A 25087-nucleotide genomic window follows, 5' to 3' on the forward strand; every position below is an offset into this window, starting at 1 on the left:
CTGGTTTTTAAATTGGCGGAAGTTAGTTATGTGCTTTTTTTATAGAGTTTTCCCTGTTTAATTAATGATAAAACTTCCAACAGTTCTGGTCGTGCGGAGTTTTTCACCATCCGCACAATTCTGTCATAGGTGGATGCTCTGATGGTGATATGAATATCCTCTCCAGTTAAAGGAATTTTTATTTAATGTAAAAGGAAGGTTTATATTATGAATTATTCTTTTGTCTCTATATCTATAACTCCCCAATATATCTCTCTATTCCGGTGCCTGTTCGGTATCTGCTTTTTGGGTTCCCTATTGGTTGCTTGTGACTCGGATGACTCTGAAGATGTCTCAGGGACAGAGATTCCCTTAGTTACAGGCCCAAATAGCGATGCTTGTAAATTGTCTGAAAGTGAAATATATGCAACCGCTACGGGTTTGGAATATATTGTTACTCCCGATGCCTGTTTTGACTCCCTTTCCGGATATGAGTTTGAGCCAAGTTACGTAGAAATTGACGGCTTAAATATGCATTACGTGGATGTTGGGCCTGATAATGGCGAAGTTATATTGTTACTACATGGCCAACCCAGCTGGTCCTATTTATACCGAAAAATGATCCCGATCCTTGCTGATGCCGGTTACCGAGTGATTGCACCAGATAATATTGGAATGGGAAGGTCAGACAAGCCGATCGACGTCACAGTTCATCAATATGAACAACATGTTGCTTGGACTAAGGCGTTTATTGATAAGTTAAATTTAACTGATATTAATCTATTTGTACAAGATTGGGGAAGTGTTATTGGTCTTCGTATTGCAGGTGATATGCCACAAGTTATCGGAAGGCTAGTTGTCGCGAATGGTGACCTTCCGGTGATTCCATTGGGGGGAAATCCTTATATATACCCGACTTTTGAGATTGATGAATCACTGGGTGATGCAGAAACATTCTTTACTTCAAAATCGACTGACAGGGTGGAGGGATTCCAACAATGGATTAACTATGCTTCTAGTGTACCGGAATTAATTGCTGGAGATGTGGTACAAACATTGACTATTAACCTGCTAAGTGATGAGGAAGTACTTGCGTATAACGCCCCCTACCCAAATATTGAGTATAAAGCGGCAATACGAGCATTTCCTGCGATGATGGTAGGCATTGAAATGCAGAATTTTTCTGCCTGGAAAACACTTGGAGCTTTTCACAACCCATTTATGTTTAATGCCGGTGAGTATGATATCAACTTGGGGAGTATTGAAACGCAACAGAAGTGGGTGGAGCATGTACCAGGTTCGGATGATGGTGATCATAGGCGCTTTGCTGCAGGCCACTTTATTCAAGACGATGTAGGCGAGGAATTGGCCATACACTTTTTAGATTTCTTGCGAAATACTACGGTTGAGGAACCATTGCAAGCTGGCGGTCCACTCTTTAATTTTCGCTATTGTGAGATATTACTGTCTTATCTAGACGGAGCTGAGGAGTCAACAGAGATTTGGGGTACCCCGGGTGTTAATTTTTGTCCCCAAAGTCAGTGGGATGCTATCAACTTCAACGATATAGAAATTGAGTATGGTGCGCTTTTTGCAATCCCTAATGGGCCGCGTTTTTTTGTGGTGGATGAAATTTTAGGTGGCGATATTGTCTCACCCAGTCCGGATGATGAATACCGTTTTTTTGGTGACTTAGAAATGCGCTTATTGACTACCATGAATTATAGTTCTGATCTCGGAGAGAGTGTTTCCTATATTCCTGGACAAGTACTAAGGAATAATACTTGGTTGTTTTATGAAGGTCGCCGTGTTTATGAGCTAACTGATATCAATGGGCAGGTGTATATTATGCAATCATTTAGTCGTATTGAGGTCTCTGATCTTCAGTTTGACGATTTAAAAGACCTGGGAAGTCGCCTCAATCTGCCAGAAGGCTGGACATTTAGAAGTCGCATTCTAAGTGAGCCATTAGAAGTCTCCGCCATCAATGGTATTGCTGAGGTTGTACAAGACGACTTAGGTAATAGCTACCAGTTAGTGCCGTAATATAAATGAAGTAACATTCATCGGTGTTATAAGGAATTACTGTTCTTTAAGAAGCCCATTTTTATTAAAGTGGGCTTCTTATGCATCGCCATACCCTTCAAGTGCATAGGTTAATGGAGGCTTAGGTGGTCTCTATGTCAAGTTGCTAGCGCTTGTTACTTGTGACTCTGCCAATTAAACGAGTTTCACGCTCTATCCCTGGGATTTATCTATAAATATCCTCGCTTCGCCGATATTCCGCATTTGAGGTGTTGAAACTCATTTTGTTACAGTGCCTACTATAAAATAGGAAATTGAAGTTTTCTTTATAGAAACCTTTTTAATGAGTTTTATGTTGCGGTCTTATAAGAATGATTAATGTAAAAAGAGCGGGTTTAGGTGTATTGGTAGTTTCATCGGTCCTAATGGGGTGCTCAGTTACTGATAACCAAACTGATGTGGCCGGTAGGGAAGCTATTGACAACTCGGCGCTACTCCATGATCTAGCGGATCAATATGCTGAAGCTTATTTAGAAAACTTCCAGCCGTACGCTTACTTCTCAGATATGGAGCTGGACAGGCACAACCTTTTTTTAAGTAACTCCCCCAGTAACGCTGCCTCTCTAGCGGCATCTGAGGACAGAATACTCAATAAATTGGCAGAGATAGATCTTAATGGTCTAAAAAGTGATCAAGAGAAGGTATTCTACTTCAAACTAAAAGAGCGATTAGAGTCCAATGTTGGCCTAAGGGTGTGTAAGACTGAACTCTGGTCTGTTGATCATATGTTTGGGCCTCATATCATTCTTGGCTTTTTGACCGAGGTTCAGCCGGTTGAAACAGCCCAAGAAAAGGCAGATGCGATTGAACGTTGGCTTGACGCGGCTCGTTACTATGAGCAAGAAATAGCCAATCTCCGCCGGGGGTTAGAGCAAGGTTACTCCGCACCTCAGAGTGTGGTTAAGCGAGTCATTCAGCAAGTTGATGGCTTGACCCAAGTACCTATCGATGAGCACCCGTTCTTGGGGTTAGCGAAGAAAGCTGGGGACCCTGAGTTTGAAGCTGCATTTAAACAGGTGCTTTCAGATTACGTTATCCCCTCAATGGAGAATTACAAGAATTTTCTAGAGTCTGCCTATTTACCTGAAGCCAGAGCGGAGCTTGGTATCCATGCGATTCCTAATGGCCGTAAATGTTATATGGCTCAGTATCGTTCTTATACGACTTTGCAGAGAACACCTGAAGAAGTTTTTGAGTTGGGTTTAAGGGCTGTCAACTCAAACAAGAGCGAAGTGGTTCGCTTAGGCAAGGAGTTCTATCAAGTAGATTCCTATTCTGAGGCAGTGGCAAGGGCCAGTGAGGATAAAACTCAGAAATTTAATAGCGCTGATGAAATGCATCAGTTTTATGAGCGCCTGGTAGATAAGTCTAGAGATTTCACCGTTGACTTCTTCCATGAAATGCCTTTGATCGAAATGGAAGTAAAAGCTATCCCTGAGCATGAACAGGGATCAGGTCGCAGCGCACACTATATTCCGGGCACCAAGGAGCGCAAGGCGAGATTTGGATATGATCCGACAACTTACAAGGATGAGTCTTACGCTTCTGCAGAGAAGGTTACTATCCACGAAGGGTACCCGGGCCATCATATGCAAATTGCTCTCGTACAAGAGCAAGAAAAGTTTCACAAAATAGAAGATGCTTTGTCTAACTCTGCTTTTGCTGAAGGTTGGGGTAGGTACTCTGAACATCTAGCGGAGGAAGCGGGAATGTATCAGTATGGGTCAACCAAGATCCTAAGGAGAGCATGGCCTGCGCGAGGTATGGTAGCGGACACCGCAATGCATGTACTCGGTTGGAGTGATGAAAAGGTTGCGGAGTTTTTGCAGGATTCTGGCGCTTCATTTGCAAAAGGCCCGAGGACTCTGATGGACCGAATGGCGGTTATGCCTGCGCAGCTTACCTCTTATGATTCTGGTGCCCTCGAGATTTTCGCCTTGCGAGAACTGATGCAAAATGAACTTGGTGAAGACTTCGATATTAAGGACTTCCATGAAATCATTCTGAGAAATGGCAATGTTCCTATGGCCGTACTAAGTGAGCAGGTAAGGGATTTCATTCAGGACAAGAAGTAAGGGTAGCTGCATTTAAGTCTGATCTCGGGCTCGTGTTATTGCGAGCCTGAGCTACACAGTTGGGTACCAATTAATTTTTGAGTAAGTGTCAGCGCTATATAAGTTGGTTTCCCGAATTGGGCTATGTTTAACTTTTTTACTATAGTGGTTTTTTCCTTCCCAGTTACGATTTTAATCAGTCACCTAAAGTTATCTGATCTGATTAAGTACCAATTTGAGAGGTACCATGAAAAATGGCTTAGGGATGGAAGTCCGATGGCTTTGTTTTTCAAACCGAGGGGTTCTTCCTTTTATGCCTTTCATACTGTATGTAACAGGTTGGCTCGAGGGGAGAGGCCGGATTGGATCTTTGGTGATCCTTATGCAGAAATACTATTTGGGAAAGTGAATTTTTGGGATGAATTTTCTAAATATCACACAATTCTCTTCACTATCTCTATATTTTTATTCCTCTAGTAGTTGTTAAGATGGTTATAAAGTGGGTAGTTAATTGTTCTCTTAAGAAGTTGCTGCTGCCTGAGTCAAAGTAACTACCCCAAATAAAGCTTCGTAATTATTAATATGATGTTTTTAGGAGGCCTTACACTTACTAAATCCCCATTTGCCTGGACGCCAGATCCCGCATAATTTCTTCAGATCCGCCACCAATCGCATTCACCCGCACTTCACGATATATACGCTCAACACGGCTGCCGCGCATATAGCCTGCGCCGCCCAATACCTGCATAGCCTCCCGAGCGCAGAACTCAAGAGTTTCTGTGGCTTGGACTTTGAGTAGTGCGATATCCGCTACTTTGAGCTGATGTTGTTGCTCTGCCCAGGCACAGAGGTCCAGATAGGCTTGGGTGGCATTGATGCGTTGAAGCATCTGGGCAAATTTGTGTCGAATCACCTGGTGATTGGCGAGACGCTTTCCGAAAGTTTGGCGCTCCTGGGCCCACTCAATGGCATCCTGCAAGCAGACCCGGCTGAATTCTACACAGGAAGCGGCAATGCCCAGGCGCTCGCGATTGAAGTTGTGCACTATGGGCAAGAAACCTTGGTTCTCACCGCCAATTAGATTACTCGCGGGCACGCGCACCTGATCAAAAAAGATACTGGCCGTATCAGAACACCACCAGCCCTGCTTTTTATCGAGAAGCTGCCGGCTAACGCCTTCGGCATCCGCAGGGATTAAGAGCAGGGAGATACCGCCGAAGCCTTCCTCGCCAGTGCGCACCGCAGTAGTAAACCAGTTAGCGCGCATACCGCCGGTGATATAGGTCTTTTCGCCGGTAACGATATAGTCATCCCCATCACGCTCTGCGCGGCACTGAAGATTGGCTACATCGGAGCCTGCGCCTGGCTCGGTAACAGCCAGGGAAATATGCTTTTCGCCACGTAATACAGAGGGAATAACCTGATCTTTTAGGGCCTCACTGCCATAGTGCAGTAATGGGGGCAGGGCAATGCCGTGGACCATTAGGCTGGCGTAGAGGCCACCAGCGCCGGGGCGGGCTAACTCCTCTGCGGCAACAATCATATGGAAGACATCGGTTTCGATACCGCCGTAGTTTTCCGGATAACTCATCTGCAGAAGGCCAACTTCTGCGGCTTTTTTCCAAAGCTTGGCGGGCAGTTGGCCGTCTTCGTCCCATTGAGTGATGTAGGGAGTAATCTCACGGTCAACAAAGCGGCGCAACTGGGTGCGCCATTCCTGATGGCCTTCGTCGTAAAAGGGGCTTGCCATACGGGAGGCATCAATATCGTACATTTTGATCTCCTTTAGGAAGTAGCGTCGCTGGGGATTTTGGCTGTTTCCGCAGGAGCAGCTTCGATCTGAACTAACAGCTGGCCACCGCGTACCTGGTCTCCTTCACAGGCGCCCAGTTTAATTACGGTACCGTCGCGGTCTGCGCGCAGGGCGTGCTCCATTTTCATGGCTTCCATTAAGGCGATAGTGTCTCCCCGCTGAACGCTTTGATTGGGCTCAACCAATACCTGCACTAGGCAACCGTCCATAGGAGCCGTGATGCGGCCACTGCCTTCGTTAAGGCTCGATTTGGCCGGGGCGTGGGTGATATCGACAAAATGAAATTGCCTGCCGTCTAACAGGAGATGCAGATTGCTTTGGTTGGCTAGAAACAGTCTCTTTTGGCTAACGCCATCCAGCAGAAGTTCAGCGCTATAAACTCCAGTTTCTTTTTGTGATTTCTCAAAATGGACCCACTGAATCAGGAACTGCTGGTCGCCTACTGAGATTTGATAAGAATTATCTACTAACGCCAGCAGCTCACAGTTTAGGGTTTGTCCTGCAATTTCCAGTCGGTAGTTGATCGGCACGCTGTTGTCACCACTGCGCCAGTCACTGCGGCCGCTACGCCGATCCTGAGGGTTGGCTTGGTGCAAGTGATTAAGTAATGTGGCTTGGGCTGCGATTACTGCTGGAACTGGTTCTGCGGATGTCAGCGTGCTCTTTTGGTCGAGAAAGCTGGTATCGGCATCGCCAGCGATAAACTGTGATTCGGCCAGGATCTTCTGCAGGAAATGGATATTGTTTTTGGGGCCGATAAATTCCAGCCGGGTTAGGGCCTGAGTTAGCTTGCGCCGAGCTTCTTCTCGATCCTGCCCCCAAGCAATTAATTTGCCGAGCATGGGGTCGTAAAATGGCGTAATTTCGCAACCATTTTTCAAAGCGTGGTCGATACGGATTCCTTGCCCCTTTGGCGCTACCCAGTGGAGTACTTTTCCGGCCTGGGGCAGGAATTGTTGTTCCGGGTCTTCGGCATACAGGCGGACTTCAATGGCGTGCCCCTGCTGGGAGACTTGCTGCTGGGAAACGCATAGGGCTTCGCCGCGTGCTACTGCCAGTTGCCAAGCTACCAGGTCAAAACCGGTTACCATTTCTGTTACCGGGTGCTCTACTTGCAACCGGGTGTTCATTTCCAGGAAATAGAATTCGCCGTTGGGGCAGAGTAGAAACTCTACGGTGCCCGCGCCTAGATAACCGCAGGCTCGCGCGGCGTCGACTGCGGCTTGCCCCATTCTTTCCCGCAGCTGGGTGTCGACCGCTGGGGAAGGGCACTCTTCGACCACTTTTTGATGGCGTCGCTGTACGGAGCAATCCCGCTCCCCCAGGTGAATACAGTTGCCATGACGATCCGCAAATACCTGGATTTCGATATGGCGAGCGTTGACCAGTGCCTTTTCCAGAATCAACTCGTCGCTGCCGAATGCACTCATGGATTCACTGCGGGCGGCGCGCAACTGGGAGGCCAGCTCGTTGTCTCCGTGAGCCAGGCGCATGCCGCGCCCACCACCGCCTGCGGCGGCTTTGATCATTAATGGGAAGCCAATGCGCCGCGCCTCGGCGATCAGGGTGTCGTCGTCCTGGGCACCCTGGAAGCCGGGAATACAGGGTACGCCGGCTGCGGCAACAAACTCCTTGGCTTTGCGTTTGTTGCCCATCAGTTCTATGACTTCGGCACTCGGGCCAACAAAACTCAGTCCACTCTCTTCGCAAGCGCTGGCAAATTCCGCATTCTCAGCGAGAAAGCCGTAGCCGGGGTGGATGGCGGTGGCTCCGGATTTTTTAGCCGCGTCGAGAATTTTTTGGATATCCAGATAGGACTCCGCCGAAGTCTGCCCGCCAATGGCTACGGCGATATCGGCAGCTTGTGGGTGAAGTGCATCGCAGTCCGCATCGCTGTAGACGGCGACTGTGCGATAGCCTTCCGCCTGAGCAGTACGCATAATTCGCAGTGCGATCTCGCCGCGATTGGCGATTAACAGGGTCTCTGTTGTCGACATCAGTGCTGCCACTCCGGTGATCGTTTTTCCAGAAATGCACGGGCGCCTTCGCGCCCTTCATGGCCTTGAATTGCGCGGGAAAACTGTTGCGCAGCGCCGTCGAGCAGTTGGCTGAGGGCAGTCTCATCACTCACCCGCGCCGCATCCAGCAAGATTTGCTTGGTCGTTGCCAGAGCGCCGGGAGCGCAGGCATTGATCGCGCCCAGGTGTTCCTGCAGCGCGCCTTCAAGGGCTTCGGAATTATCGAGTAACTGATGGATTAACCCAATTTCCAAAGCCTGCTGTGCATTGACCTTTGCTCCGCTGAGGGCCAGGCGCCGGGCCTGGGAGAGACCGACCCGTGCCACGACAAAGGGAGCAATTTGTGCAGGCGGTAAACCCAGGCGGGTTTCCGGAAGGGCGAAGCGGCAACTGCGATCGGCAATGGCAATATCGGCACTGCAAGCGAGCCCGAAACCACCGCCCATTACGGCACCTTCCAATACGGCAATGACTATTAAAGGGGTGCGATTAAAGCGTTCCATCAGTTCACCGAAACGACGGTTTAGGTGAAAAAACACATCACTATTTCCATCGCTCGCGCCCTGCTGAGCATTGAGCATATCGGCAATATCGCCACCGGCGCAGAAGTTGTGTTCTGCACCCCGCAGTACCAACGCTCGCACCTGCGGATCTTCTTCCGCTTCTGCGAGTTTTTGCAGAAGCTCATCTACCATTTGCAAACTGATGGCGTTGCGCTGCTGCGGGCGATTTAGCGTGAGATAGCGGGCGATGCCGATGGTTTCATCAATAATTGTCTCCATGGCCTGACCTCACGCGGTGGGTTTGCGTTTGCTGGGCAGTATGCCCATCAGCTTACAGATAATGCCGAGCATTACTTCATCTGCACCGCCGCCGATAGCGGTGAGACGGCTATCCCGGTAAGCGCGGTTGATTACAGTCTCCTCGATATAGCCCATGCCACCCCAGAACTGCAGGCACTGATCGGGAATAGAGCGGGACAGGCGACCAGCCTTGAGCTTGGCCATTGAAGCAAGGGTAGTGACATCTTCACCTGCCACATAAGCTTCCACCGCGCGCCAGGTTAGAGAGCGCAGGCATTCCACTTCGGTCTGCATTTCTGCGAGGGCAAAGTGGATAGTTTGATTGTCGATCAATGGTGCTTTAAAGGCATGGCGTTCGCGCACATAGTCGATGGTGCTGGTTACACAGTGCTCCAGGCCTTTTAAGTTCAGCGCGGCGCCGGCGAGGCGTTCTTCCTGGAACTGAAGCATCTGCAATAGGAATCCGGCACCTTCATCGCCGATACGGAAATGTTTGGGCACCCGTACATTGTCAAAAAAGATGGGAGCGGTTTCCGATGAGCGCATACCTAATTTGTCGAGTTTTTCGCCGATGCGTACACCAGGCGTTTTCGCCGGAATAATGACCAGGGATTTGTTGCTATGGGCTTTGCCCTCACTGGTATTGACCAGGGTGCAGAAAAAATCGGCGCAGGGGGCGTTGGTGATCCACATCTTGCTGCCGTTAATCACATAGTCGTCGCCATCGCTCTTGGCGGTGGTCTTAATCGAAGCAACATCGGAACCGGCGCCGGGTTCGGAAACGGCAATTGCACCGATCATCTCGCCACTCACAGCGGGAATCAGGAACTGTTCTTTCAAATCCTGGCTGCCAAAATTAGCCAGGGCCGGGGTGCACATGGAGGTTTGTACTGAAATTGACAGGGGTACACCACCACAGTGAGCGCTGCCCAGCTCTTCCAGGAAAACGGTTTCGTAACTGAAGTCGAGACCCAGGCCACCGAAGTCCGTGGACTTACTGATTCCCAGCAGGCCCAGGTTGGCCAGTTGTTGGAAAATTTTGTGGATAGGAAAGCGGCCGGCCTTTTCCCATTCCGCCACATTGGGATTGATTTCCTGCTGTACAAAGTTTTGTACAGTGCGCTGCAGTTCCCGGTGTTGATCGCTAAATATCATTATTGTTTTCCCTGCCTTGAAGTGTGAACCCGGTGATTGTGTTAATGGGCAACCGTACTTCCTTGTTGCCCCGGTTTTTCGTTAGAACCTAGCTACGCCAAAGGTATTTTTATTGAGTTTTCTCTGCTCGGCCTCATTGCAAATTTCTAGCAACATGCCTAAAAGTTTGCGTGTATCGCGGGGATCGATAATGCCGTCATCCCAGAGGCGTGCACTGCAGGCGAGAGCATCGGAATTGCCATCCATAAATGCGCTGGTGTCATTTTCCAATTTGTCCAATACAGTCTCATCCACATTGCCACTGCGTTGCATTTTTTGCTCGGTGACGATGCGCATTACCTTGCCGGCCTGGGCTGCGCCCATAACTGCGGTGCGGGAATTGGGCCAGGCAAAAATAAAGCGGGGATCGAATCCGCGACCGCACATGGCGTAGTTGCCGGCCCCGTAGGAACCGCCCACGACAATACTGAGTTTTGGTACGCTGGCATTGGCCACGGCCTGAATCATTTTGGCCCCGTGCTTGATGATGCCGTTGCGCTCCACCTCGGTACCCACCATAAAGCCGGTGGTGTTATGTAAAAACAGCAGTGGCGTGCCACTCTGTTCGCACAACTGAATAAACTGCGCGGCCTTGTTGGCCCCCTTGGGGGTGATCGGGCCGTTATTCCCAATAATTCCTACAGGAAAGCCTTCAATACGAATATGGCCACATACGGTTTGTCGATCGAATTCCGGCTTGAAATCCAGCATGGCAGAGCCGTCGGCTAGACGAGCGAGAATTTCGCGCACGTCGTAGGGCTTTTTACTATCTGCTGGAATCAGGCCGAGCAGGTCGTCGATAGGATGCAATGGGTCTCGGTAGTCTTTTTGTACTGAGCTTTTAATGGGTGAGGGTAGGGTGGCAATAATTTCCCTTGCTATGCGGATACCATCGGCGTCGTTCTCAGCTAAGTAATCGCCACTGCCGGATTCGGTACAGTGCATTTCCGCTCCACCGAGGCTTTCCGCATCGGCAATTTCACCGGTGGCTGCTTTCAGTAGCGGCGGCCCAGCCAGATACATACCGGTTTGCCCGCGTACCATGACCACATAATCTGACAGGCCTGGCTGGTAAGCACCGCCAGCAGTAGCGCCGCCATGTACCACGGTTACTTGCGGAATACCGGCAGCGGACATTCGAGCCTGGTTAGCAAATCCGCGTCCACCGGGAGCGAAAGTGTCGCTGGCATACATCAGGTTGGCACCACCACTTTGTGCCAGGGCGACAATCGGCAAATGATTCTCCAGAGCGATCCTCTGCATTCGCAGGGCTTTATCCATCCCGGCTGGTGAGATGGTGCCACCTTTTACGGCATAGTTATCCACCCGAACCATGCAGCGTTGTCCGCTGACCTGGCCAATGCCACAAATGGCTCCGCCACCCGCACCGGTACCATCCTGGTCGTCAAAAAGTTTATAGCCGGCAAGGGAGCACAACTCTACAAAAGGCGCGCCGGGGTCGAGCAATAAATTAAGGCGCTCCCTTGGCAGCAGCCAGCCCCTGTCACGATAGCGCGCAGCCTTACTTTTCTCTGCCTGTACCGGACGTTGCTCAGCTTCACGAAAATGGTTGATCTGTTCCAGCATGGCAGCTTGGTTGTCATTGAACTCTGCCGAGCGGTTGTCGAGCTGGGAATCAATCGGCTGCATTAGAGCTTGCCCTCCGCTTCCAATTCTTCCACTACCTGCGGCCGGCGTTTGCGATGGAATCCGTTGAAGCGTTTAGAGTTACGGGCCGCCTGTGGCTGCCAAAGGGGAGAGTGATGTTTGAGACTCGAGCCACCATCGATACGCAGCGTTTGTCCGGTGATATAGCTGGCGGCATCGGAAAGCAGGAAGCACACGGCCCCACTAATTTCCGCTTCCTCTCCCAATCGATAGAGGGGAATACTGTCTCGGAAGCCCGGTAATAGCTCGCGCAGGAATTTGGGGTCGTAAGTATCAAAACCGCTGGAGAGAATATAACCTGGCGCCACGGCGTTGACTCGAACCCCAAAAGGCGCCCACTCTAAGGCGGAGGTTTCGGTAATATTTTCCATGCCTGCTCGAGCGGCACCGGAATGGCCCATCATTGGCATACCGCCGGCGTTATCTGCGGTGATATTTACGATACTGCCGCCGTGCTGTTTCATAGATTGAACAAAAACTTCTCGGGACATTAAAAAGCCACCGAGCAGGTTGCTGCGTACAACAGCATCAAAACCTTTTGTGTTGATCTGCTCAAGGGGGGAGGGGAACTGGCCACCGGCATTGTTCACTAATCCGTGAATTTGGCCCCGGGCCTGGACTATTTGCCCCACTTTCTCCTGCACGCCTTCTTCATCGCGGATGTCCAGGCTGAATAAGCTGCACTCGCCAGCATCGTTGTTGATCTCGCCGGCAACCCTTTCCAGCTTGTCCAGTTTGCGCCCGATCAATACTACATGGGCGCCGAGGCTGGCCAGTTCGTGGGCGATGCAGCGTCCAATACCGCTGCCGCCGCCGGTGACGATATAGGTTTGCTCGCTAAAGCTGCCGGAGCGCAGCTGGCTTTGATAGCGCATGAAAGTTTCCTTTTTTACGGCCTTACGGCTTATTCAGTTTTTATTGTTCTTGTCGGCGCTTGCGCCTGCGTGTGGGAAAACGCAGAATAGCTTAACGCTACCAAGCAAGCGCTTGGTATTCAATGCTTGGCGCCTATTTGATTAAAAATTCTCAGGGCCGTTAAGATGCTTGACTCAAATTGATCAATACGGGGAGTGGTTCGTGATTGAAAGTGGGCAGGATTTAGTGAGAGTTCCCGAAGAGTTATCGCCGCAGCAGCTGGTAGGTGCTTTGGTGGCAGAGGGAGTGCTAACAGATCCTGAATCTGCCCGTGGACGTTTGCTGAATGCTGCAGCGCGGTTGTTTGAGCAAAAAGGGTTCGCCCGGACAACAGTGCGGGATCTCGCTGCTGAAGTGGGTATTTTGTCTGGCAGTATTTTTCATCATTTCTCCAGTAAGGAGCAGATTCTCTGTGAAGTAATGCGGGAGGTGACGATATTTGCTGGTGCGCGAATGCGAACCGCGGCGGAACAGAGTCGAACACCGCAAGAGAGGCTTCAGGCCTGTATTCAGTGTGAATTAGAGGCTATTCATGGGTTGGCAGTACCGGGCTTTTCTATCCTGGTGGTGGAATGGAGAAGCCTATCCGAAGAGAGTCAGCAGGAGGTTTTACGCCTAAGGGAGGAGTATGAGCAGATATGGCTGGACGCTATTGAGGCCGCCGAGTGTCCCGGTGGTGATCCCGCTCTGGTAAGGCGTTTGCTGGTTGGTGCCTTGAGTCACACATACAGTTGGTATAAGCCGAGAGATAAGGGGTTGTCTATTCCAGATCTGGCGGCGCGTGTTCTAGCGATATTCACTCCCTGATTTCTTCCTAAATTGGCAAAGCGTGCCAGAAAAACTGTGAACTTTGCCTTCTTTCCTGCCATTTTTGTTTTTGAACTGGCTTGGTGAGAACTGGTGCGCAACTGATTTTCTCTGAATCTTTTACTCTCCGCGCAAGATGTAATAAATGTGACAATTTGCGTCACTTGGTGACAGGAGAGGGAGATGGCGGGCCAGGATTTGTACCAGGTGGTTTCCACGGGAAGGACGCTTCACGCCAAAGAACCGGGTCCGGTTATCCGGGATGTGGCGAAGTTGTTCTCTATCTCGGAGCCCCAGGCGCGCAGGCTGCTACTAAAAGGCTGGGTAATTAAAGATCGGTTGGTTTCTGACCAGGCGCTGGAGTTTCGCACCAGTCTGCAGAAAATTGGCCTGCGAGTGGAGGTTTGTCCGGCGGGACGATTTGATAACCGCGAGCTGATTGCAAAGATAAAAGTCGCCCAGCGGCGCAAGGCCCAGGTCAATGCTGCATCGGTGGATGCGCCGGATAAGTCGCGCGCTGGTACTGACCCTTTTGTTCCTGTTAGCCAGAAAACTCTCGAAGCAAACGAGCCCCAGAAAGTCGTTTCATCCACTCCTGCCGCAGGCAACCCAGCAATAAAGCCGGAAGGCTCCCGGGATTCGGTTGAGTGGTATTTATCTGATGCAGGCCGATTACAGGCTGACAGTGTCACGAGTCAGGGAAAGGCAGTTTGGGGAGTGGTCAAAGCAGTAATCGTGCCTTCAATATTCTGGTTGGTACTGTTCGCTTGTGTTTTCTCCAGTGGATATGCTCTATGGCAAATCCCTATGGCTGTTTGGCAGGGAGAACTTACTTGGGTGGGGGTGTCGCTGAGTATTTTAACCGTACTTCTCGCCCTGCTTGTTGGTCTGCTGTTTGTCTGGCCATTTTTCTGCTTATCCTCCCGTTTGCGAGATTCATCGGAGCCCCGTCAGCTGTTGCCCTCTGAAGGTAAGGAGGCCTTGAAGTTAATTAATTCATTGGTCGATAAGCTAGGGCTGCCAAAGATCAGCCAGGTCTTTGTAAGTGCAGACTCCCATATTCTGTCCCAGCCGGGATTTTTCCAGGTTTTTAGGCAGAATTTACCACTTACGGTAGGGCTTGCCAGCGTCGCCTCATTGAACGGAAAGGAGGTCCTGGCACTCGTGGGCCGGGGGCTCGCCTTTTATCGCGGCCGTTTGCTCGGCGCACTTGGTTGGTTGACTTACGGCACCGTGCAGCGATTGGAACTGATGCAGTGGGCTTTTGAAAATGAGCGCAGTGTTGTTAGCCCGGATAATGCTCCGGGAGCATTGGCCGCGCCATTTCACCGTATGCTAGTGACAGGTGGATATATTTTGCTCCCTATCTTGCAGCGCCTGGAGGCACTGCATTGCCGCTTAACCGCAGGCAGTGCCGTAATGCTACAGGAGAGGGCTGACGGTATTGCGGCACAGATAATAGGTAGTGATGCGTTGGCAGACTTCGCCAGAAAGTGGCACCGGTTAGTGCACGCAGATCTCTTGGTGACAGAAATTAATCGTGAAGCCCAGGCGCTGGGACGCAGTTGTGCAAATATTCCCGATGCCGTTCGCTGGATGCAGGAGAACCTGGATGTTGATACCTGCGATGTGGTTGAGGCTGCTATGACGCAGGCCAGGGACCCCTGGGATATTCAGCAGGCGATCGACAGTGAATGTGTAGCGGTGTTGATTGAGCGGGAATTTGTGGGGCAGGTTAGATCTGCGATACCCCTGCAATCCATGTTTGTGGACTTTGCCGGGCTGGCAACCGCTGTGACCTCTGAAGTTGCTGGCAAAGACTGTGAGATGGTCGAAAACCGACTTTTACTGAGTTCAAGTAAGGAGTCAGAGGAGTCTGCTGAGGTACTGGACGAGTATTTCAATCGCCTGGCACCCTTGAACCTGATGCCTCTGCGCAGGCCATCCTCTGCGGAAATGCAGGCGCTGGATCTGCAGGGCACTATCGATTGGCTGCGCAGTAAACTGGTGGAGTTGCGTGATTTGCGTGGACGCCGGGAGGACTTGCAGATCAGGGTTTTTACAATGCAGCTGGGAGCGGCGCTGATACGCGGTAAAATCCCTTTTACCGCTGAAGACTTTTGCTTGAAAGGGGCCAGCCTTGCAGGAGCTCAAGAGCAGATCGCTGTTAAGCGCGCTGAACTGGAGGAGTCACACAAGCAATTACAGCAGATTTATGGTGTTTTCTATCAGCGCCTGTGTCTATCCCTGGTAACTATGCCCACGGATCAGCGTCAGACAGCCAGGAATCAGCTGCGCCATTTGGCCGCCTACGATAGCTTGGCACCACATCTGGATCGGCTCGCCGGTTATAGCCACTCGCTGGCAATATTTGCCCAGCACCTATCACCAGAGTTGAATGAAAGGGAACTGCTGCAAAAATATACGGCGCTGTCTTTGCGAGAGACAGATGCCATAGTAGCGGCAGTGGAGAGTTCGGCTCTATTAAAAGAGCAAGGCGTGGCGGCGGCAATAAATTTGAAAGCTCAGGGGGAGCCTTTCAGGCAGCTGCCACAAGGGCGACAGGAAGTGCTGGATTCTCTGCAGGTTATGGAATCGCGTTGCAAACACATTCGCGCTGCGATTCTGGAGCACTATCATATCCAGCTAGCCGCCTTGCTGAGTCAGTGTTTGGAGCGGGAAAAGCAGTTGCAGTTAAAGCCACTGCGACTGCTTAAGGCCGGCTAACCGCCGGCCAGTTTTACCGTGTGGTTGCGAGATTCCAGGAATGTTTTGATCTCAGTACGCTTGTCACCCTGAATCTCAATCACCCCATCTTTGAGGGCGCCACCGCAGCCACAGCGCTTCTTGAGCTCTGCCAGGAGCAGCTTGAGTTCGCTGTCAGTGCCTGGCAGCCCGCGCACGCAAGTCACCCCTTTTCCTTTGCGGCCCTTGGTTTCCCTTTGGATTCGAACTATGCCATCTCCATCACGGCGCTTCTCTGTCCTGGATTCCTCTTTAATTCGACCGAGGTCAGTTGAATAGACGAGACGATTCTCCTTAGCCATGGCTGGGAATACTCCGTTGGTATTTGCTGAAAATGCCGGGAATTGTGCCCGAGGTGCGCAGGATATCAAAGCCGCTGTAAACGATGTTGAAAATGGGGCGACCCCTGGGGCTTGAGAGGTTAGAATTTTGCCGCAATATGAAACAGCAGCGTAGTTGAGGTGATAGATGGCGTTGACGGGACGTCGCAAACTGCTCAATGAGGTAATTTTCGGAACCGAGACCCGGGCAGGGCGGAATTTTGATGTTTTTTTGATCTGGGCGATCCTGATCAGCGTGGGTTTGGTGCTCCTGACCTCCATAGGTACGGTGCGCGACCGCTATGAGCACTTACTCATCGGCCTGGAATGGGTATTTACTGGTCTCTTCACCATTGAATATATCGCCCGGATATATTGCACGGTGAATCGCCGCAAATATATTTTCAGTTTCTATGGGATTGTGGACCTGCTCGCAATTCTCCCCAGTTACTTGGCGCTTCTCTATACCGGCGCCACTTATCTTTTGGTGATTCGCCTGTTGCGGGTGCTGCGGATCTTCCGAATCCTGAAGTTGGTTCGCTACTTACGTGATGCCAACGTCTTGTTGCGAGCCCTCGGGCTGGCCCGGCGCAAAATCCTGGTCTTTTACTCCAGTGTTTTGGTTATGTGCATTATTTTTGGTTCCCTGATGTTTGTGGTGGAGGGGCCAGGCCACGGATTTACCAGTATTCCCACGAGTGTTTATTGGGCCATTGTGACCATCACAACCGTTGGTTATGGCGATATCTCTCCGCAAACGCCTTTGGGGCAGGGCATTGCTGCAATGACCATGCTGATTGGTTACTCAATTATTGCAGTGCCTACCGGCATTCTAACGGCGGAGTTGGCTGGAGAAATGCATCGGGAGCGAGTGCAACAGCGCTGTGATAACTGCAGCCGTAGTGCCCATGACCCAGATGCGGAATACTGCAAATTCTGTGGCCATCGCCTGGAGGATATGGAAGAGAGCGAAGCACTGTAAGTTATTCGTACTTTGTCACTGCCGGCCAAAACAGGGCCGGCAGCCATTTATCAGCTTATGGTTTTACCATTCATCAGGGACGCGGACTGCTATGACTTCTGCCTTGGCGCAGAGGCGTCCATTGCTGGTGAGATTGCAGTGCAGAACAGTTTTCTTGGAGGAGCGCTGAACAATAGTGGCTTCGAGAATGACTGGTTTATCGATGGCAGCCGGTGCCAGATAGCTAATATCCAGTTTGCCGGTGGCATACCAGATCTTGTCACCAGTGCCGACAGCTCGTCCGGCTTGCAGGTAACCATCGGCGATGGCTGTGCATACGGTATGGCAGTCGATAACCGTAGCGATAATTCCACCGTTTAAATATTGAGCAGGTCCAGCATTGTGATGGGAGCTGGGAAGGAACTCGCAGCGGGTTTGATCCTTCTCGGTCCAGTAGCTTTTAATACGCAGGCCCTGGTCATTGTCTGGGCCACAGCCGAAGCAATGATTGCCCTGGATCTGATCTTGAATTGCGCTTTCCTGAGTCATATTTATCCCTCGCTATGAGCGCGCAATACTACCGATTTGCGCCGCAGAGTGGAAGAAACTACCCTTGCGGGCTTGCAACAGAGTTATCCGAATTATCTGGACGTAAATACATGGACATATACGGCTTTTGTGCCCCTGGTTTAGAGGCTCTTTACGATGCTTTTGCCAGAAATTTTCGCGAGTGCGGTGATACAGGAGCGGCCTTTGCCGTGCGCCAGCATGGAGAATTAATCTGTTCCTTATGGGCGGGAAGTGCGGATCGGGGTGCAGAGAGGCCATTTACTGAAGACACATTGGCCAATGTCTTCTCATCTTCCAAAGGCGTTCTTGCAGTTTTGGCGATGCAGCAAGTTGCCGCAGGCAAACTGGATTTGGATCGCCCGGTAGCGGATTACTGGCCTGAATTTGCCCCAGGCAAAGAAACTGTCACCGCACGCCAATTGCTGTGCCACCGCAGCGGACTTGTCGCTTTCCGTGAGCGGGTAAAAGACAGTTTGATTTACGATTGGCAGGCGGCTTGCGACCAGGTGGCTGGCAGCGAGCCTTGGTGGAAGCCCGGAAGTGCACAGGGTTACGCCCCATTTTTATACGGCTGGAGCTTGGGTGGATTAATTGAAAGGGTTGCCGAAAAACCCTTGTTGGAACTTTATCGGGAATTGCTAGCCAAACCCCTCAATCTTGATGGGGGCTTTGGGGCAAACGGACACCTCTCGCAGAGAATTGCCGATGTCAGCCCGCTGAAACAACCCTTGCCAGAGCTTCGAGAAAATGCCATTGGCCGCGCCATAAAAGAAGACCGCAAAGGGCCTGTTGCTATGGCATTTAGCAACCCGGTGAGCTTGATGATGGGTACCAATAGCTCCGAGTGGCGCGGTGCTTTAATTCCTGCAGCCAATGGCCACTTTAGTGCGAGAGACCTGGCAGCGGTTTACGGTGAACTCACCTGTGACGAGCCGACTATTTTGCCCAAGCGGTTGATAGATGAAGCGGCAAAGGAGCAGAGTCATGGCCGCGATAAAGTATTGCAAGCTGAGGTGAGTTTTGGTTGTGGTTTTATTCGCAGCAGTTCCGCTGCGGACTTGCGCTTTGGGGGTAGCCAGGGCTTTGGACATCCGGGAGCGGGTGGTAGTGTCGGCTTTGCTGATCCGGAAAGAGGGCTGGGATTCGGATACGTGACAACTCGTTTGGGGCAGAGCTTATTTATGGATCGTCGAGCGGTCGGTCTGGTAGATGTTCTTTACGGGTTGTTGTGATGACTGAAGAAATAAAGGCTCTGGTAGAGCGGGTCGATGAACTGGAGAGCCGTTTGGCTTTTCAGGAAGACACTATAAGCCAATTAAATGATGTGATTACTCGTCAGGATACGGATATTCGCACTCTACTCGCACATATGCGCGAGTTGGGCGAAAAGTATCGGACGATTGCTTTTGAGATGCAGGGGGCCGGCAAGCCGCTGGATGAAAAACCTCCGCATTACTAATTCAGTGGTTACAAAAGGGTTTTTATAGAAGTCCACAGGGGCTGGCATGAAAATCTTTTTTGTTACTAAGTGACAGACATAGAGGTATTCGCTGCCTCTTGGGGGCGTCTTTAAAAACAAAAGCGTCTAAAAAATTGCCTCAGTGGAGTGTGGGGCTATTGACAAACTTTTCCACATACGCAGTTGGTAAAATTTGCCCTCAAACAAGAAGATATCCACCGTTATTTTACGTCAAGGCAAATTTTTAACTTGTTGTTTTTTAAAGGAAAACTGAAGAGTTTAAAAAATGTGCAAAACGCTGTAGGCGAGAGTTTACGCCGGCTGGCGCCATGGATAGCTTATTAGTGCACAGTTTTATCCACAGATTTTGTGGAAGACCGGAAAGCTGATCACTTCTTGCTCGCTACTTTGTCCGTCATTGGTACGTAGTTATGAATAGTTAGTACGTAATGGGGACTAGTCAGTAGAACTGACAATAAATTCGCTTTAGTCTATGGAAAATTTCATTGGGTTGGTTCAGCCGCCAGTCAGATAGTGTGTTGAACAATACAGAGATTGCACAAGACATGTGTAGCTCAATACCCGTTACTTAAAAATGCGTTAGGAGAGCCAATAATGAAATATTGGGTAGCAGCCCTGGCACTGGGTTCGATGGTTGGTTGTTCCACATTGGACCCTTACACAGGTGAAAGTAAGACCAGTAATGCCGCCAAGGGGGCTGGAATTGGAGCTGTAACTGGAGCGATCGTTGGTGTCGCTACTGCCAGTAAGAAAGACCGTGGTAAGGGAGCCTTGACTGGTGCCCTGGGTGGCGCGGCGATCGGTGGTGGCATTGGTTACTATATGGATCGTCAGGAAATGTTGTTGCGTCAGCGCCTGGAAGGTACCGGCGTACGTGTTGAGCGTGAAGGTGATAATATTCGCCTGATCATGCCTGGTAACATTACCTTCGGTACTAACCGCGCAGATATTCGTACAGACTTCTATGACACTCTGGAATCGGTCACTGTTGTATTGCAGGAGTTTGATAAAACTGCAATTCGAGTCAGCGGCCATACCGATAGCACTGGTTCAGATGTGTACAACCAGAGCTTGAGCGAACAGCGTGCTAATTCCGTTGCTGGCTTCTTCAGCGGTCAGGGCGTTTCTGCAGGTCGGGTACAGGCGGTAGGTTACGGTGAGCGTTATCCTATTGCCAGTAATGACTCTGAAGCTGGGCGTCAGGCCAATCGCCGAGTTGAGTTGGAACTACTGCCTTTATAACGATCAGGTCAGATAATTTCTACCTTTAGTCGTTCTTTTGTTGATAGTGCCCAGATTGTTCGGTTTGGGCACTACACCCCTTCATAAATTCCCTTTATTATTCTGCTCAATTTCTTAACTATTCCCTTAATCCGCAATTTGTTTGTCCCTGCAAAGAGTTTCCGGCTTTGATCCCTGATTACTCAGAGGATGACGTATTGAGAGAAAGCTTTCTCACTTATCCTCTTGCCATCTTCAGAATCTTTTCCGAACTGTTTTTGTAGTTGCCGCTCAAACCATTCTATTTAGATCAAGGCTCATCTTTGGATTTCCGTGTTGTCTTGTTTTCAGACTTATATAAATCTAGCGACCCTAAGATTTAGCATTAGTTTGATTTCAGTAAATTTTTAGAGAATGTTTTGTGAGCCAAACGAGAGTGGTTATCAGTTCTTTGATGTCTCAGTTTGTTCGACTGCTAAAAATTAGACGTGCCAACATTTTTATAGAGATCATTTGCCAATCATATTTTCTACCTATGAATAATTGATTTTGTGGCCATGTATGCAGAGATAGATTTGCTTGCTTTTTGATTTTTAGAGCATTGGCCGTCAAGTAAGCAGGAAAGTCCGAAAATTAAGTTGTCTAGGGTTGGGTTGGCGCTAATAATAATTTCTTAGTTTTATTATTTTCTGGATTTGTACTTTATGTGATTTATATTTTTGACCAGCTTTTTATGTTGGTACACCTGTGCAAGTTGAGGTGGTGTGAGTCGTAAGTTTTTATTGTTTTTTCTGTCGCGGATATTTTTAGGTGTTTAGTTGGTGGAATCAGTTTTGATTGGTACCCCCAGGCAAAGGATCGCATAAATACTTCTAATTCGAAGGGTGTAGCGCCAGATTTTAGGGCTGTGTTAATAGTGGAGGTTGTTCCTTCCCTCATTCGCCACTTCGATTGGTAATTTAGTTGATGGATGGATGGATGGATGTTTGTGTCTGTCTCGTCGGAGAATCAATTCGACACATTGAGATGGGTAAAGAATTCCATAAGTATTGTTTTTCATAGTTTCACTGCTGTAAATAGCTGATCTATACGCTGCAGAAATATAATAATGGTGATTGTGAACCTGGCTGGTTTTAAGAGACGATAAAGTAAAATTTTTCAGGAAGCTTGTCCTTTTGGTTGGAAATGATGAGTCTTAAGATGTGGGCCTGTGATGATCGTCAAGCTTCATTACTTAAATGTTTTGTGAGATTCATATTGGGGCTGAGGGCTTCAATCTCTTTTTATGAAGGTCTATGTCATTTTCAGTTCTTCACTAAAAGATTTTATCCATAAGATGGAAAGGCTATCTCGATAACTTTTGGTTGGTAATTAATAAGGGGTAGCGATGATCTTGGCAGAAGGTGTTGGCTAAAAGTAGGTTCTGAGAAGAGTACACAATGAGTTCTTAACTTAAAGCCTTGACTCTCTTCTTAAGGGAAGAGTTTAGAATTTTAGTGGCTCAGGTAAAGATAGGGGTCAAACTTAACATGCGGTAGATGTAGTAGCTGCGCCTAATTGTTGAATCGATCGTAAAATTATTGATTGAGTGGTTGGATGTTAGAGTTGGTAAATAGTTCTTAGCTTTAGTGTTTTATTGCAATTTTATTACATTTAAATTTTTCTAGTAGGTTTTTGTTCTTTTTTTGTTTGTGATTTGGAGTTTTTTTAATTTTGGGTGATTGTTTTACACCCAGGCCAGGTCTGTGGGGCGGGGTGGAAAAATTGAGGCAGTGTTGTGGGTCCTTAATTGGCATTTTATTTAGATGTGTCAAAAAAAACAGTCTTCAATCATTTGCTGGTGTGCATGCAAAAGACGCCAAAATTTTTAGGGTGGAAAATACTATTTATCGTTGTATGAGCGAAATAATTATTGGTTCATCTGTACCAATTGAGGTTGTTAGTTTTATTGGTACAGCTTGTAAGTACAAGTGGGATGAAATTTGATCAGTTAAAAGGCCCCAAATTTTGGGTGACTGGTTATTCTTTAAGGTAATATCAATATTACTTTACAGAATATGTAAGGTTAGTACATCCTAACGCAAAGTCACTTAATTCCATCGAGTTATTTTGCCTTTTTACGCCAAGTTAGATTTGCGAGAAAACATAAAGAACCCTTCTGGGTTGATAAGTTAGTTGTAGGTGTTTGCCGTGAAAAGTAGTCTTCTATCGCCATACCAGGGCCTTAAAGAAAGTAAAAAGAGAACGATATCGATCATTATTTGTTCTGGTGCCCAGTGCCTGGATATCACAGGTCCAGCTGAGGTGTTTACGTTTGCTAATAAACAAATGGCCGATTTTGGGTATGGCGAAGATCAGCTGTATAAAATTGAATTTTTGGCTGCAAGCAAGGAGCCGAGGCAAGTAACTACTGGCCTGAAAGTACATCCAGATAAATGTTTTTACGAGGCCGATTCCATCCATACTCTTTTAGTTGGAGGTGGTACTGCGAAAAGTTGCCTTGATTTAACGGATGACAGTCTGTTTCTTGAGTGGTTGAAAGTTAAGGCAAAGGAAGTTGAGAGGATAGGGGTTAGCGGAAGTGGTACATTGGTACTTGCTAAGGCTGGAGTTTTATCAGGGCATCGGGCTACAACCCATGAAAAATACATCGGTGATCTAAAAAAATATAAAGATATTGAAGTAGATGACAAAGCGATTTTTGTGAGAGATAAGAAAATCTACAGTTCTGTAGGGCGAAGTGCAGGGATAGACTTGGCCTTAGCTATGGTTGAGGAGGACTTCGGTCGAAAACTGGCCCTTTTAGTTGCTCGGGAAATGATTTTGTACCTGAAGCGTGATGGTGATCAGAGTCAGTACAGTAGTTATTTACAGGCACAATTAAAAAATAATAGGTTCTCCCCGTTGTTGGAATGGATAAACCTTAACTTAGAGCAGTCTCTCAGTGTTGATTTTTTGGCCAAAAAACAAGCAATGAGCCCCCGAAATTTTTCTCGCTGCTTCACAAGCGAGATAGGTGTAACTCCGGCTCGGTATTTGGAGCAGGTTAGAGTTGAGAAGGCCTGTCAGTTAATCTTGGAGGCAGGGATTAGTCAGGATGTAGTGGCAACCCAGTGTGGCTTTTCGTCGCAGGAACAAATGAGAAGGGCGTTTCTCCGGCAGAAAGGTATTCTTCCCAGTAAATACCGCAAACAGTTCGCTTGAAAATGCTGGATTTCGTTGATTTTCGGCTTATCTTCGATATGGGAGGCGGCTTTTCAGGGTTTAAGCATGAGTGCTCATGTATGTCTGAACCTCTGAGTTGATCAACATCTTCACTTTTAGTTAATATTTATATTTTGCAAGAATATAAATATGAAATACTTACTTTTGACCAGTTTGCTATTTGCAGCTTCTGCAAGTGCTGAGATAGACCTTGATTACCTCAAGGTACCCGAGGGCTTTAAGCTCAGCTACTTTGCAGAAGATGTTGAGACGGCTCGTCAATTGGCACGTTCTGAGTCGGGTACAGTATTTTCTGGTTCTTTCAGCGCGAAAAAAGTTTATGCTTTCAAGGATACAGATAATGATGGTGTAGCTGATCAGCGTTGGCTATTGATGGATGATTTAAAAGCGCCGACAGGTATTGCCTATAAAAATGGCGATTTATATGTGGCTGATGTCAATAAGATTATTCGCTTCCCCCAGATTGATAAAAATCTTGACAAACCGAAGTCTGAGGTTGTTTACGATCAGTTTCCAGCGGACAGGCATCATGGTTGGAAATTTTTGCGTTTTGATAGTGAAGGGCAGCTGATAGTGCCTGTCGGCGCACCTTGTAATATCTGTGATGCCAACGAAAATTACTCAAAAATATTTTCGCTGGACTTGCAATCTAAGAAAACAAAAGTGATTGCAAATGGGGTGAGAAACTCCGTTGGCTTTGATTTTCATCCGCAAACTAATGAATTGTGGTTTTCAGACAATGGTCGGGACATGATGGGTGATGATATCCCACCCTGTGAAATCAATAAGGTAAGCTTTGCAGGAGAGCATTTTGGCTATCCTTATTTCCACGGTGACGATATTGCGGATCCGGAATTTGGTCAGGGTAAGAAGGTCGCTGATTATTCCAAGCCGGTATTAAATTTAGATGCCCATGTGGCGCCTCTTGGAATTCACTTTTATCGCGGTGGGCAGTTTCCCAAGGAATACCAACAGAACTTGTTGGTTGCTGAGCACGGGTCCTGGAATCGAAGCAAAAAATCAGGTTACCGAGTAATGATGGCGACAGTTAAAGATGGTGAGGTCACGGATTACAAGCCGCTGGTCACTGGTTTTATGCGGGATGAAACCACCTATGGGCGCCCTGTTGCATTTTTAGAAATGCCTGATGGCAGCGTATTAATTTCTGATGATTTTGCCCATAAAATCTATCGCTTAACCTATACCGGTATTTAAATGGCCGATTGTAT

At 48.7% G+C, this 25087-nt stretch carries 18 protein-coding genes; 10 read left to right on the plus strand and 8 right to left on the minus strand.

The genetic code is table 11. The features are described from left to right. Positions 1-207 precede the first annotated feature (207 nt). Complete coding sequence (locus tag ACJJI8_RS15795; RefSeq protein ID WP_444913523.1) at positions 208-2025, plus strand: haloalkane dehalogenase; 1818 nt, start codon at positions 208-210, stop codon at positions 2023-2025. A gap of 350 nt (positions 2026-2375) precedes the next feature. Next, positions 2376-4139, plus strand: a complete 1764-nt coding sequence (locus ACJJI8_RS15800) for a DUF885 domain-containing protein (RefSeq protein ID WP_444932954.1) — start codon at positions 2376-2378, stop codon at positions 4137-4139. A 589-nt stretch (positions 4140-4728) separates the two neighbouring features. Here ACJJI8_RS15800 and ACJJI8_RS15805 read toward each other — a convergent pair. The 6 genes from ACJJI8_RS15805 to ACJJI8_RS15830 all read right to left on the minus strand — a co-directional run bounded on the left by ACJJI8_RS15805 (position 4729) and on the right by ACJJI8_RS15830 (position 12489). Continuing rightward, positions 4729-5892 carry an acyl-CoA dehydrogenase family protein gene (locus tag ACJJI8_RS15805; RefSeq protein WP_444932955.1) on the minus strand — a complete coding sequence of 388 codons (1164 nt, stop codon included), beginning with the start codon at positions 5890-5892 and terminating at the stop codon, positions 4729-4731. Between the two features lie 11 nt (positions 5893-5903). Continuing rightward, entirely contained in the window at positions 5904-7928 is a 2025-nt protein-coding gene (locus ACJJI8_RS15810) for an acetyl/propionyl/methylcrotonyl-CoA carboxylase subunit alpha (RefSeq protein ID WP_444932956.1), read from the minus strand. Beyond that, positions 7928-8731 carry an enoyl-CoA hydratase/isomerase family protein gene (locus ACJJI8_RS15815; RefSeq protein ID WP_413665473.1) on the minus strand — a complete coding sequence of 268 codons (804 nt, stop codon included), beginning with the start codon at positions 8729-8731 and terminating at the stop codon, positions 7928-7930. Before ACJJI8_RS15815 ends, ACJJI8_RS15810 begins: the two co-directional genes overlap by 1 nt. 9 nt (positions 8732-8740) lie before the next feature. Then, positions 8741-9907, minus strand: a complete 1167-nt coding sequence (locus ACJJI8_RS15820) for an acyl-CoA dehydrogenase family protein (protein ID WP_444932957.1) — start codon at positions 9905-9907, stop codon at positions 8741-8743. A gap of 81 nt (positions 9908-9988) precedes the next feature. Continuing rightward, a complete protein-coding gene (locus tag ACJJI8_RS15825) occupies positions 9989-11596 on the minus strand; it encodes an acyl-CoA carboxylase subunit beta (protein WP_444932958.1) in 1608 nt (535 codons plus the stop codon). Beyond that, positions 11596-12489, minus strand: coding sequence for an SDR family oxidoreductase (locus tag ACJJI8_RS15830; RefSeq protein ID WP_444932959.1), 894 nt, complete (start codon positions 12487-12489; stop codon positions 11596-11598). The genes ACJJI8_RS15825 and ACJJI8_RS15830 overlap by 1 nt, the downstream gene beginning before the upstream one ends. A 202-nt stretch (positions 12490-12691) precedes the next feature. Here ACJJI8_RS15830 and ACJJI8_RS15835 point away from each other — a divergent pair, with 202 nt between their 5' ends. Both ACJJI8_RS15835 and ACJJI8_RS15840 read left to right on the plus strand, forming a co-directional pair. Further along, positions 12692-13336, plus strand: coding sequence for a TetR/AcrR family transcriptional regulator (locus tag ACJJI8_RS15835; RefSeq protein ID WP_444897600.1), 645 nt, complete (start codon positions 12692-12694; stop codon positions 13334-13336). A 183-nt stretch (positions 13337-13519) separates the two neighbouring features. Continuing rightward, the gene (locus tag ACJJI8_RS15840; protein WP_444932960.1) at positions 13520-16063 is read left to right on the plus strand and encodes a hypothetical protein; all 2544 of its coding nucleotides are present in this window, start codon (positions 13520-13522) and stop codon (positions 16061-16063) included. Here ACJJI8_RS15840 and yciH read toward each other — a convergent pair. Beyond that, positions 16060-16383, minus strand: coding sequence for a stress response translation initiation inhibitor YciH (gene yciH, locus ACJJI8_RS15845; RefSeq protein ID WP_444932961.1), 324 nt, complete (start codon positions 16381-16383; stop codon positions 16060-16062). The two genes, ACJJI8_RS15840 and yciH, sit on opposite strands and share 4 nt — an antisense overlap. 166 nt (positions 16384-16549) lie before the next feature. Here yciH and ACJJI8_RS15850 point away from each other — a divergent pair, with 166 nt between their 5' ends. Beyond that, complete coding sequence (locus ACJJI8_RS15850; RefSeq protein WP_413665480.1) at positions 16550-17383, plus strand: ion transporter; 834 nt, start codon at positions 16550-16552, stop codon at positions 17381-17383. A gap of 63 nt (positions 17384-17446) precedes the next feature. Here ACJJI8_RS15850 and ACJJI8_RS15855 read toward each other — a convergent pair whose 3' ends face one another. After that, entirely contained in the window at positions 17447-17911 is a 465-nt protein-coding gene (locus tag ACJJI8_RS15855) for a PaaI family thioesterase (protein ID WP_282933171.1), read from the minus strand. 110 nt (positions 17912-18021) lie between these two features. On the opposite strand from ACJJI8_RS15855, the gene ACJJI8_RS15860 reads away from it, so the two are divergent. From ACJJI8_RS15860 to ACJJI8_RS15880, 5 genes are all read left to right on the plus strand, one after another. Continuing rightward, positions 18022-19164, plus strand: coding sequence for a serine hydrolase domain-containing protein (locus ACJJI8_RS15860; RefSeq protein WP_444932962.1), 1143 nt, complete (start codon positions 18022-18024; stop codon positions 19162-19164). After that, positions 19164-19391, plus strand: a complete 228-nt coding sequence (locus tag ACJJI8_RS15865; RefSeq protein WP_282933169.1) for a SlyX family protein — start codon at positions 19164-19166, stop codon at positions 19389-19391. Before ACJJI8_RS15860 ends, ACJJI8_RS15865 begins: the two co-directional genes overlap by 1 nt. Before the next feature lie 615 nt (positions 19392-20006). Next, complete coding sequence (locus tag ACJJI8_RS15870; RefSeq protein WP_413665482.1) at positions 20007-20654, plus strand: YiaD family glycine zipper/OmpA-like lipoprotein; 648 nt, start codon at positions 20007-20009, stop codon at positions 20652-20654. Positions 20655-22823: 2169 nt separating this feature from the next. Then, positions 22824-23837 (plus strand): GlxA family transcriptional regulator, encoded by a 1014-nt coding sequence (locus ACJJI8_RS15875; protein ID WP_444905544.1) that lies wholly within the window; start codon positions 22824-22826, stop codon positions 23835-23837. A 150-nt stretch (positions 23838-23987) separates the two neighbouring features. After that, entirely contained in the window at positions 23988-25073 is a 1086-nt protein-coding gene (locus tag ACJJI8_RS15880; protein WP_444932963.1) for a PQQ-dependent sugar dehydrogenase, read from the plus strand. The last annotated feature ends 14 nt before the right edge of the window (positions 25074-25087 follow it).

The organism is Microbulbifer maximicatervae (SeqCode), from assembly GCF_052467695.1.

What these genes read in the sequence shown, in the direction of transcription:
- ACJJI8_RS15795 (WP_444913523.1), top strand. Translation starts at nt 208, where the DNA reads ATGAATTATTCTTTTGTCTCTATATCTATAACTCCCCAATATATCTCT.
- ACJJI8_RS15800 (WP_444932954.1), top strand. Translation starts at nt 2,376, where the DNA reads ATGATTAATGTAAAAAGAGCGGGTTTAGGTGTATTGGTAGTTTCATCG.
- ACJJI8_RS15805 (WP_444932955.1), bottom strand. Translation starts at nt 5,892, where the DNA reads ATGTACGATATTGATGCCTCCCGTATGGCAAGCCCCTTTTACGACGAA.
- ACJJI8_RS15810 (WP_444932956.1), bottom strand. Translation starts at nt 7,928, where the DNA reads ATGTCGACAACAGAGACCCTGTTAATCGCCAATCGCGGCGAGATCGCA.
- ACJJI8_RS15815 (WP_413665473.1), bottom strand. Translation starts at nt 8,731, where the DNA reads ATGGAGACAATTATTGATGAAACCATCGGCATCGCCCGCTATCTCACG.
- ACJJI8_RS15820 (WP_444932957.1), bottom strand. Translation starts at nt 9,907, where the DNA reads ATGATATTTAGCGATCAACACCGGGAACTGCAGCGCACTGTACAAAAC.
- ACJJI8_RS15825 (WP_444932958.1), bottom strand. Translation starts at nt 11,596, where the DNA reads ATGCAGCCGATTGATTCCCAGCTCGACAACCGCTCGGCAGAGTTCAAT.
- ACJJI8_RS15830 (WP_444932959.1), bottom strand. Translation starts at nt 12,489, where the DNA reads ATGCGCTATCAAAGCCAGCTGCGCTCCGGCAGCTTTAGCGAGCAAACC.
- ACJJI8_RS15840 (WP_444932960.1), top strand. Translation starts at nt 13,520, where the DNA reads ATGGCGGGCCAGGATTTGTACCAGGTGGTTTCCACGGGAAGGACGCTT.
- yciH (WP_444932961.1), bottom strand. Translation starts at nt 16,383, where the DNA reads ATGGCTAAGGAGAATCGTCTCGTCTATTCAACTGACCTCGGTCGAATT.
- ACJJI8_RS15850 (WP_413665480.1), top strand. Translation starts at nt 16,550, where the DNA reads ATGGCGTTGACGGGACGTCGCAAACTGCTCAATGAGGTAATTTTCGGA.
- ACJJI8_RS15855 (WP_282933171.1), bottom strand. Translation starts at nt 17,911, where the DNA reads ATGACTCAGGAAAGCGCAATTCAAGATCAGATCCAGGGCAATCATTGC.
- ACJJI8_RS15860 (WP_444932962.1), top strand. Translation starts at nt 18,022, where the DNA reads ATGGACATATACGGCTTTTGTGCCCCTGGTTTAGAGGCTCTTTACGAT.
- ACJJI8_RS15865 (WP_282933169.1), top strand. Translation starts at nt 19,164, where the DNA reads ATGACTGAAGAAATAAAGGCTCTGGTAGAGCGGGTCGATGAACTGGAG.
- ACJJI8_RS15870 (WP_413665482.1), top strand. Translation starts at nt 20,007, where the DNA reads ATGAAATATTGGGTAGCAGCCCTGGCACTGGGTTCGATGGTTGGTTGT.
- ACJJI8_RS15880 (WP_444932963.1), top strand. Translation starts at nt 23,988, where the DNA reads ATGAAATACTTACTTTTGACCAGTTTGCTATTTGCAGCTTCTGCAAGT.